General features: G+C 40.6%; 9 protein-coding genes. 8 read left to right on the top strand and 1 reads right to left on the bottom strand.

Annotation, left to right across the window (positions count from 1 at the left end; translation table 11 throughout):
* Positions 1 to 1,192, top strand: a 1,192-nt coding sequence (locus IE164_RS17645; protein ID WP_189631592.1) for an RHS repeat-associated core domain-containing protein, incomplete at its 5' end; no start/stop codon positions are given.
* Positions 1,173 to 1,601 carry a hypothetical protein gene (locus IE164_RS17640; protein ID WP_229838763.1) on the top strand — a complete coding sequence of 143 codons (429 nt, stop codon included), beginning with the start codon at positions 1,173 to 1,175 and terminating at the stop codon, positions 1,599 to 1,601. The genes IE164_RS17645 and IE164_RS17640, both read left to right, overlap by 20 nt.
* Before the next feature lie 50 nt (positions 1,602 to 1,651).
* Here the strand turns inward: IE164_RS17640 and IE164_RS17635 are convergent, their stop codons facing one another.
* Positions 1,652 to 2,008 carry a helix-turn-helix domain-containing protein gene (locus tag IE164_RS17635; RefSeq protein ID WP_229838762.1) on the bottom strand — a complete coding sequence of 119 codons (357 nt, stop codon included), beginning with the start codon at positions 2,006 to 2,008 and terminating at the stop codon, positions 1,652 to 1,654.
* Positions 2,009 to 2,117: 109 nt separating this feature from the next.
* Here IE164_RS17635 and IE164_RS17630 point away from each other — a divergent pair, with 109 nt between their 5' ends.
* The 6 genes from IE164_RS17630 (at position 2,118) to IE164_RS17605 (ending at position 9,499) form a co-directional block, all read left to right on the top strand.
* Complete coding sequence (locus IE164_RS17630) at positions 2,118 to 2,345, top strand: hypothetical protein (protein ID WP_189631590.1); 228 nt, start codon at positions 2,118 to 2,120, stop codon at positions 2,343 to 2,345.
* A gap of 390 nt (positions 2,346 to 2,735) precedes the next feature.
* A complete protein-coding gene (locus tag IE164_RS17625; RefSeq protein ID WP_189631589.1) occupies positions 2,736 to 3,743 on the top strand; it encodes a hypothetical protein in 1,008 nt (335 codons plus the stop codon).
* 428 nt (positions 3,744 to 4,171) lie between these two features.
* Positions 4,172 to 5,080, top strand: a complete 909-nt coding sequence (locus tag IE164_RS17620) for a pyocin knob domain-containing protein (RefSeq protein ID WP_189631588.1) — start codon at positions 4,172 to 4,174, stop codon at positions 5,078 to 5,080.
* Positions 5,081 to 5,508: 428 nt separating this feature from the next.
* A complete protein-coding gene (locus IE164_RS17615) occupies positions 5,509 to 6,798 on the top strand; it encodes a TMF family protein (RefSeq protein ID WP_189631587.1) in 1,290 nt (429 codons plus the stop codon).
* A gap of 429 nt (positions 6,799 to 7,227) precedes the next feature.
* A complete protein-coding gene (locus IE164_RS17610) occupies positions 7,228 to 8,136 on the top strand; it encodes a pyocin knob domain-containing protein (protein WP_189631586.1) in 909 nt (302 codons plus the stop codon).
* Between the two features lie 433 nt (positions 8,137 to 8,569).
* Positions 8,570 to 9,499, top strand: a complete 930-nt coding sequence (locus tag IE164_RS17605; RefSeq protein WP_189631585.1) for a hypothetical protein — start codon at positions 8,570 to 8,572, stop codon at positions 9,497 to 9,499.
* The last annotated feature ends 23 nt before the right edge of the window (positions 9,500 to 9,522 follow it).

Raw genomic sequence — 9,522 nt, 5'->3', positions numbered from 1 at the left:
TCAAGTCGGCAGTACGGCTAATGTTCACCATCAACTCACCCTTAATAAGTCTATTGCCCAGGGAGGGTATATCTACATCTACCTCTCCAATGAGAGCAACACCAATCACAATGTGTACTTCGATGACTTTAGAATTACCCACACCAAGGGCCAGATACTACAGGAAGATCATTATTATCCTTTTGGGATGTCAATAAATGCGCTTAGCTCAAGTGCGCCACTATCTAAGCCTAACAACTTTAAGTACAACAGCTTCGAAGAACAGACCGATTTTGATCTAGGTTGGTACGATTACCAAGCCAGATTCTATGATCCACAGCTAGGCAGGTTTATGCAAGTTGATCCTGCGGCAGACCTGATGCGCAGACACTCTCCTTACAACTATGCCTTTGATAACCCGATCAGGTTTATTGACCCTGATGGGATGATGCCTGATGATGTAGTGTCAACTGATGTTTCATCAACTAATTCAACTGACGAGATAGTTGAAACTTCAACAAGTACCTCACAAACTAGTAGACAGATTTCGAATGATAGTGAGGAGTTTCAGGCTGCATTACTTCAAGCTGCCAAAAATGGAAATGTGAGCCCGAATGGGATAGTAGATGGAGCCACTTTGACCACAAGAACAGTTTCAACTACGACAACAACTGTTAAGATAAAGTACGATGATCAGGGCAATGAAATTGGACGATCCACTAGTCAGTCAGTAACAACTAATACAACAACACAAGTTCACTTTAAGGATCCTTTTGGTGGTGATGGCGGTGGTGCTGTTTTAGAAAATAGTACAACTACCACAAATGTGGATTCACCAGATGTCTCGGATAACGTATCTGCATTTGTTGGTGCGGCTGTTGGTTATAGGGGAGCGAATGGCGGTTTATCGATTACTAACAGAAATGATTTTGCGGATGAAATTGCAAGGCATGATGCTGGTATGACTAATTTCAATAATGCTGCTACTGTAGGAGGTGTTGGTACGGGTGTAGCAGGGGCATTTGAGGTTCTTTCGGGCCCTGTGGCTACTGGTGTTGGTATAGCTTCAGGTGTTATTGCTGCAGGTGTTAATGCTTCTGCTGCTCGGGGAAGAGCAGGTTTAGTTAGACAAGGCCAGAACAATCAATGTAATAATTGTACGATAAGGTACGGTTCAGGAGGAGTGAATTCGAATGGTAGACGAATTAGATAATAAAATGGAAAACACAGTTTTTAAAAGATCAATCTATTCTTACACGAGTATACTGATATCATTAATCGTTGTTGACGCAATTTGGTTATCAGGCTATTTGAGTGATAGTGTTTACTGGAATTGGGTACTTATCGGATATAATGCTTTTGCTGCAATATTCCTTTTGCTGAAAGTATTTAAAGTCAAAGTCGTAACTATACAAAGTGGTAGTGTCAAGGTGATCAAGTTCTTCTCTAGTGCTGAATTCAAAGTGAGTGAAATAGCTTCATTAGAAAAGGAAACACCGCAAAGAGTGTGTATTGCTCTCAAGACTGGGGAAAGGGTTCGGGTAAGTTTATTCGACCTGAAGGCTTCGGATAGAGAAAGGTTTTTTAGAGTTTTCTTGAACTATGGTTTAGTCTTTGACTAAAAAACAAGAAGATACAAATAGTGAAAAGGCCAGCCGCAAGCTGGTCTTTTTTATTGCGCTAATAATCCTGAAAGGTTGTCTTTAAGCTTCTTTTTAGAGATGGCCATGTCGATAATGTTCATTAAAGACTCTCGTTCCTTCTCTTCCAGTTGATCAATCATTTTGACCTTTTCGAGCAGTGGTAGGTTAATCTCTTCATTAATGTCTCCGCTATCCTTCAATAGCTCTGAAAGAGAAATGTCAAACACGGTGGCGATCTTATCCAGGGAAGAAAGAGTAGGTTCTACTTTACCACTTTCAATACGCGAATACTGGCCCTGATTCATCTCCAACTCTAAGGCTACTTCCTTCTGAGAGAGCTTTTTAAGCGTTCTAAGCTGCTTTATCCGGTGTCCAATATCAATCATATCCGCTATTTATAACTCTAAAGTATTATTTAATGACTTAGGTGTCAAATAAAGGAATTATTCATTGGCTTAAATATGTATATAATGCATATTTGTAAGAGCCTGATATATGCGTCAGGAGTCAACAAAAAATCAAAGGCCAATGAAAAACCCCAGACGGACTTTAGACACCACCAATGCAGAACACATCAAATACTCATACGACAGCATACACATCACCATCCTGGGCGGAATCAGGCTTGACGGGCTTGACAGGTTAAGGACAACGCTCAAAGTCCAGGTAGAACACCTTTCCATCCGGCACAACCCACGAACCCTCGTTTGTAACGAGGATTAAATATTATAGCATTTTATACAGTATTAAAGAGATAGGCCAGCTTTCAGAAACGAGGGCTGGTTTTTTATTGTGCCACGGTGGCATAGGTACATAATGCTATAGGCAATTTACAATCTGTTTGAGGGCTCAATGCGTGTAGGTTGTCAGTCCAAAGGGAGTTTACCTGCCGCAGGTATGACCAACTGCTTTACATAATATGCTTATATAACGGCTTTGGTTGAGCCAGGCATCGAGGCGCAGTTGTGTAAGAGCATGTTATGTAAAAGCTGAATGGATTAGGGATGGTTTAAGGCAGCGAAATCATGTTGTTTATTCTTTTTACAGTAGAAGGGAAATCACGATCTTAAAACCTTATCTGAAACCAATTTTTAACCATCAAATTAAACTCACATGAGGAAAAGAATATTTATTACAGTCTGCTTATTGGCTACTGTTTTATCTGCTAAAGCTCAAAATGAAGCTTATACGAATGTCAATAATAACTTCAGTGTCGGACAGAACATAACTGGACATCTAGGTGTGTCAGGAATTGTAACAGCAGCTCGCTTAAACATAGACTCAAAATATGCAATCGGTACTGGGAGTAACTTCCTTTACATTAATTCAAGTGGTGATTTTGCCAATGGGGTGTTTGTGGGAAGCAAACTAAGGGTTTTGGGAGATATCTCTCCATACTCTCACCCTACAACTTATCTGAGTAATAGCAACGGGAATATCTATGAACATGGAAACCGAGTGATTACCACAATGGGAGGTACTGTCACTGGAGACTTAGGCATTGGCATATCAACTTTGTCAGGTGAGAAGTTCTCGGTGTCAAACAACTCTTCAACTAATGCTTTGATGGCTAGATTCGCACACTCTCTTAGTTCTACAGGTGATATTAATAAAGGGATTAGGTTTAACTCAAAAAATACTTCTGGAAGTCCCAGGTATCTGGATGTTTTTATTAATGCTCAAGATGAAACTGCTGGGTTTGGTATTGGCACAACGAGTGGAGACTTGCCAATTGGTAAAAGCAATTTGGCTTACGCAGCAATATATTTTGACCGTTTTAGAAATACCACATTGAACGGTAATGCTGTAGTTCAAGGAAATATAGAATCCAAAAAGGTCAAGGTCACCGCCACCCCTGGCAGTGTTCCCGATTACGTGTTCAAACCTGATTACGAGCTTAGAAGCCTACCAGAACTAGAGAGCTACATCAAGGCCAACTCCCACCTTCCGAACGTGCCGAGTGCCAAAGAAGTAGAAGCCAATGGCCAGGACGTTGGCGATATGCAGCTCAAACTTTTGGAGAAGATTGAAGAGCTGACCCTTTACATGATTGAGCAGAACAAGGAAATGACCAAACTCAGGCAAGAGATCGAAGAACTCAAAGCCAATCAGAAGAAGTAGTGTTGTAGACTAAGTAAAGGGTTTTCATAAAAATCACTACATCATTCTTTTACAAGACTGCAGAAAGAATAAGGCTGTCTCAAAAGCCAGATAAGCCTCACCCTGAACCTGCCTGTAGCAAAGGCAGGTTTCGGGTCTTTATAGCACAGAGTATCAAGCGTATAGATTTTAAAGCAAACCTACTTGTCGGTAGACAAGATCGGAATGAACAGTTTTGAGGCTTTGGAGACACCCTTCTTTTAATTGAATCATACCGCAAAAAATGGGCATCTCATGTATTGGCAGGTAAGACAGACTTTCTGTGGCTCCGAAAACTGAGGCTGCTTTCTTAATATCAATGAAATATTTTTTATTATTAAAATACTAAATTAGGATTCGCTATATAAGCCTTAACAAAAGTTGATTTTTAACCTTCAAAATAAACTCACATGAGAACAAGAATACTGATCATAGCCTGCCTGATGGCTGTTTTTACATACTCAAATGCACAAGACCAAACGGTCAATGGTCAACTTATTGGAGGCTTTGGAACAAAGACAACTGTTGGTACACTTGATTGGAATCACGTTACTAACGCAAGAAGTGGTAACGGATATACTCTACTAAGAGGAAGTGCGTCTAATGGAATGGGGGGAAGTACTTATTATCACCCGTTTTCATTTGAGTACGTTTCCAAAGATGGTTCTGGCAATCTTACACAACTGGCCATTCCGTATACAGATGGGTCTATATTCTTTAGGGAAAGGTATAATGGTTCTTGGGTTGGCTGGAAAAGAGTTCTGGACAATAGTAACTACGCATCTGTTCTTGACGCTTCCTATCTCAAGTTATCAGGGGGTGGCACGGTTAACGGGGTCGTTACGATAAGTACGGATAATGATGCTCCGATTAGGGTAAGCTCCACAGACTTATGGTCTGGGATACTTTTCAATGATACCAGCGGTGAGGGGTCTCTTTATTACAATGGAAGTTATGATTTTTTCAAATTTGATGCCCATGTTTATGTTGAAGGAAACATAGAATCCAGAAAGGTCAAGGTCACGGCCACCCCTGGCAGTGTTCCCGATTACGTGTTCAAGCCGGATTATGAACTGAGAAGCCTACCAGAGCTTGAAAGCTATATCAAAGCCAATTCCCACCTTCCGAACGTGCCGAGTGCCAAAGAAGTGGAAACCAACGGCCAGGACGTTGGCGATATGCAGCTCAAACTTTTGGAGAAGATTGAAGAGCTGACCCTGTATATTATTGAACAGAATAAAGAAGTCAAGGCACTTAAAGAAATAGTTGAAAAGCAATCCAAGGAGATCGAAGAATTGAAAGCCAATCAGAAGAAGTAGTGCTGTAGACTGAGTAAAGGGTTTTCATAAAAATCACTACATCATTCTTTTACAAGACTGCAGAAAGAATAAGGCTGTCTCAAAAGCCAAATAAGCGTCACCCTGAACCTGCCTGTAGCAAAGGCAGGTTTCGGGTCTTTATAGCACAGAATATCAAGCGCATAGATTCTAAAGCAAACCTGCTTGTCGGTAGACAAGATCGGAATGAACAGTTTTGAGGCTTTGGAGACACCCTTCTTTTAATTGAATCATACCGCAAAAAATGGGCATCTCATGTATTAGCCGGTAAGACATACTTTCTGTGGCTCCGAAAACTGAGGCTGCTTTCTTAACATCAATGAAATATTTTTTATTATTAAAATACTAAATTAGGATTGGCCATATAAGCCTTAACAAAAGTTGATTTTTAACCTTCAAAATAAACTCGCATGAGAACAAGAATACTGATCATAGCCTGCCTGATGGCTGTTTTTGCATACTCAAATGCACAGGATGAAACTGTGAATGGAAACCTTACAGTTACTGGAAACATCAGTACAACATCAGTAATTGAAAGTGGATTATTAACATACCCAGTAAAAAGGCATGAAGCCAATTTGAATGGGCTTAGCAGTACAAATTTTTACCCTGTAGTGATAGAGGGTGAGGTAGCTAGTCTCAAACATTTTTTTAATATCGAGATGCTATCTCAGTCGGGTGGAGAAGCATATAATATGCACTCCATCACTGCAGTTGCTCGTGGTGGTGGTTGGCAGGATTTAGCCCCGGAATATGAAGTCTATAACAATCTTTACCATGCCAATGAGCGGTCAATACTGGGTATTTATAGGGGCAATAGGTCTTTTGGTCAAATAGTGGTTTATCTAAGGGGGGGTAAGAAATATTATGTTGTGACTAACTCTAAAGATGTAACGGTTTATAGTAGTGGCTATACGTCATCAGGAGGTTCAAATGCAAGTACTTTTGCAATTAAGAACGAATCTGGAACCGATGTCTCTGGAACATCAACCCATATCACTCAGATGTGGGATGGTATCAATGCCCCAAATCAATCAAAGACGATCTACGGCAGCTTGATAACAACAGGCAATGAAAATTTACTTGGTGGCAATACGATTGTGAATGGAACGATGACTCTAAATAATGGTTTAGGTTTATCTCTTGATCAATCAAATAGCAATGGGCAACAGCAAATTTATTTTAAAGAAGTTGGAGTAAATAGAAGCCAATTGACATCAAACTTTATGGATGATAAGTTTTACTTTTATCACAACGGAGGAAATAGGATGATCATTGATGGCATGGGTAAAGTAGGCATTGGAAACTCTTCTCCGTTGTACCAGCTAGACGTTAGTGGCACCAGTCGATTTACCCAAAAGATGATCGTTGAAGATGACATCGAATCCAAAAAGGTCAAGGTCACGGCTACCCCTGGCAGTGTTCCCGATTACGTATTCAAGCCGGATTATGAACTGAGAAGCCTACCGGAATTGGAAAGCTATATTAAAGCCAACTCCCACCTTCCGAACATGCCAAGTGCCAAAGAAGTGGAAGCCAACGGCCAGGACGTTGGGGACATGCAGTTGAAGCTCTTGGAGAAGATTGAAGAGCTGACCCTGTATATTATTGAACAGAATAAAGAAGTCAAGGCACTTAAAGAAATAGTTGAAAAGCAATCCAAGGAGATTGAAGATTTGAAAGCCAATCAGAAGAAGTAGTGTTGTATATTAAGTAAAGGGTTTTCACAAAAAAAGCACTACATCATTCTTTTACAAGACTGCAGAAAGAATAAGGCTGTCTCAAAAGCCAGATAAGCGTTACCCTGAATCTGCCTGTGGCAAAGGCAGGTTTCAGGGTCTTCATAGCACAGAATATCAAGCGTAGCTTCTAAAGCAAACCTGCTTGTCGGTAGACAAGATCGGAATGAACAGTTTTGAGGCTTTGGAGACACCCTTCTTTTAATTGAATCATACCGCAAAAAATGGGCATCTCATGTATTGGCCGGTAAGACATACTTTCTGTGGCTCCGAAAACTGAGGCTGCTTTCTTAACATCAATGAAATATTTTTTATTATTAAAATACTAAATTAGAATTCGCTATATAAGCCTTAACAAAAGTTGATTTTTAACCTTCAAAATAAACTCACATGAGAACAAGAATACTGATCATAGCCTGCCTGATGGCTGTTTTTACATACTCAAATGCACAAGACCAAACGGTCAATGGTCAACTTATTGGAGGCTTTGGAACAAAGACAACTGTTGGTACACTTGATTGGAATCACGTTACTAACGCAAGAAGTGGTAACGGATATACTCTACTAAGAGGAAGTGCGTCTAATGGAATGGGGGGAAGTACTTATTATCACCCGTTTTCATTTGAGTACGTTTCCAAAGATGGTTCTGGCAATCTTACACAACTGGCCATTCCGTATACAGATGGGTCTATATTCTTTAGGGAAAGGTATAATGGTTCTTGGGTTGGCTGGAAAAGAGTTCTGGACAATAGTAACTACGCATCTGTTCTTGACGCTTCCTATCTCAAGTTATCAGGGGGTGGCACGGTTAACGGGGTCGTTACGATAAGTACGGATAATGATGCTCCGATTAGGGTAAGCTCCACAGACTTATGGTCTGGGATACTTTTCAATGATACCAGCGGTGAGGGGTCTCTTTATTACAATGGAAGTTATGATTTTTTCAAATTTGATGCCCATGTTTATGTTGAAGGAAACATAGAATCCAAAAAGGTCAAGGTCACGGCCACTCCTGGCAGTGTTCCCGATTACGTGTTCAAGCCGGATTATGAACTGAGAAGCCTACCGGAATTGGAAAGCTATATCAAAGCCAATTCCCACCTTCCGAACGTGCCCAGTGCCAAAGAAGTGGAAACCAACGGCCAAGACGTTGGGGACATGCAGTTGAAGCTCTTGGAGAAGATTGAAGAGCTGACCCTGTATATTATTGAACAGAATAAAGAAGTCAAGGCACTTAAAGAAATAGTTGAAAAGCAATCCAAGGAGATCGAAGATTTGAAAGCCAATCAAAAGGAGTAGTGCTGTAGACTGAGTAAAGGGTTTTCACAAAAAAAGCACTACATCATTCTTTTACAAGACTGCAGAAAGAATAAGGCTGTCTCAACAGCCAGATAAGCGTTACCCTGAACCTGCCTGTGGCAAAGGCAGGTTTCAGGGTCTTCATAGCACAGAGTATCAAGCGTATAGATTCTAAAGCAAACCTGCTTGTCGGTAGACAAGATCGGAATGAACAGTTTTGAGGCTTTGGAGACATCCTTCTTTTAATGAAACCATGCCGCAAAAAAAATGGGCATCTCATGTATTAGCCGGTAAGACATACTTTCTATGGCTCCGAAAACTGAGGCTGCTTTCTTAACATCAATGAAATATTTTTTATTATTAAAATACTAAATTAGGATCGGCCATATAAGCCTTAACAAAAGTTGATTTTTAACCTTCAAAATAAACTCACATGAGAACAAGAATACTGATCATAGCCTGCCTGATGGCTGTTTTTACATACTCAAATGCACAAGACCAAACTGTAGACGGAGACTTATATGTGGAAGGCGGGACTACAGACCAAAAACTGAAAATCACTGAAAGGTCAATACTGAGAAAAGTCAGCTCTTGGGGTTATACAGACCACTTTCTGCTGAATAGTAGCTGGGCTTCCAATTATGCCGATTATCTGTATTTAGGTTCAGCTGGAAACAATGCTCAAACCTTAAATGCGGGTATGATACTAAGTGAAAGCCAAGGGCTGCTGTTCGGCAAAGGATCAGTGGGTGGTGATGGATTAAGCAGTGTTTTATTTACAATAAGTAATACTGGTGATGTTGATATACCCAGTGGCGGACTCTCTGCGGATGGTTTGATTAAAGGCACAAGGCAGGCACTCTTAAGAGTCAACGATTTATCTTCTGGTTATAGCTTTACGAATGCACCAGACCTGTGGATAGATAACACGGGTTCGAACCCCTTATATTATGCTTTTGGGGTTACTACGGCAGTAGGGAAGGTATTCAGTATCAACAATGCAGGGGCATTAGTTCACAACGGCACAAGCTTTTTTGGCCAAAAAATGATAGTTGACAATGACATTGAATCCAAAAAGGTCAAAGTGACCGCCACTCCCGGAACAGTCCCCGATTACGTGTTCAAGCCGGATTATGAACTGAGAAGCCTACCGGAATTGGAAAGCTATATCAAAGCCAACTCCCACCTTCCGAACATGCCAAGTGCCAAAGAAGTGGAAGCCAACGGCCAGGACGTTGGCGATATGCAGCTCAAACTTTTGGAGAAGATTGAAGAGCTGACCCTGTATATTATTGAACAGAATAAAAAAGTACTTCAGTTGGAACAAGAAATTCTTGAACTGAAAAATAAGGGCAAACAGTAGAGATATATTGACTAGATTGCTAC

It is taken from the genome of Roseivirga thermotolerans (assembly GCF_014653175.1).
In the GTDB taxonomy this organism is placed as follows: domain Bacteria; phylum Bacteroidota; class Bacteroidia; order Cytophagales; family Cyclobacteriaceae; genus Roseivirga; species Roseivirga thermotolerans.
The sequence above is the reverse complement of the archived record's forward strand: the minus strand, read 5'-3'. Positions and strand labels throughout refer to the sequence as shown.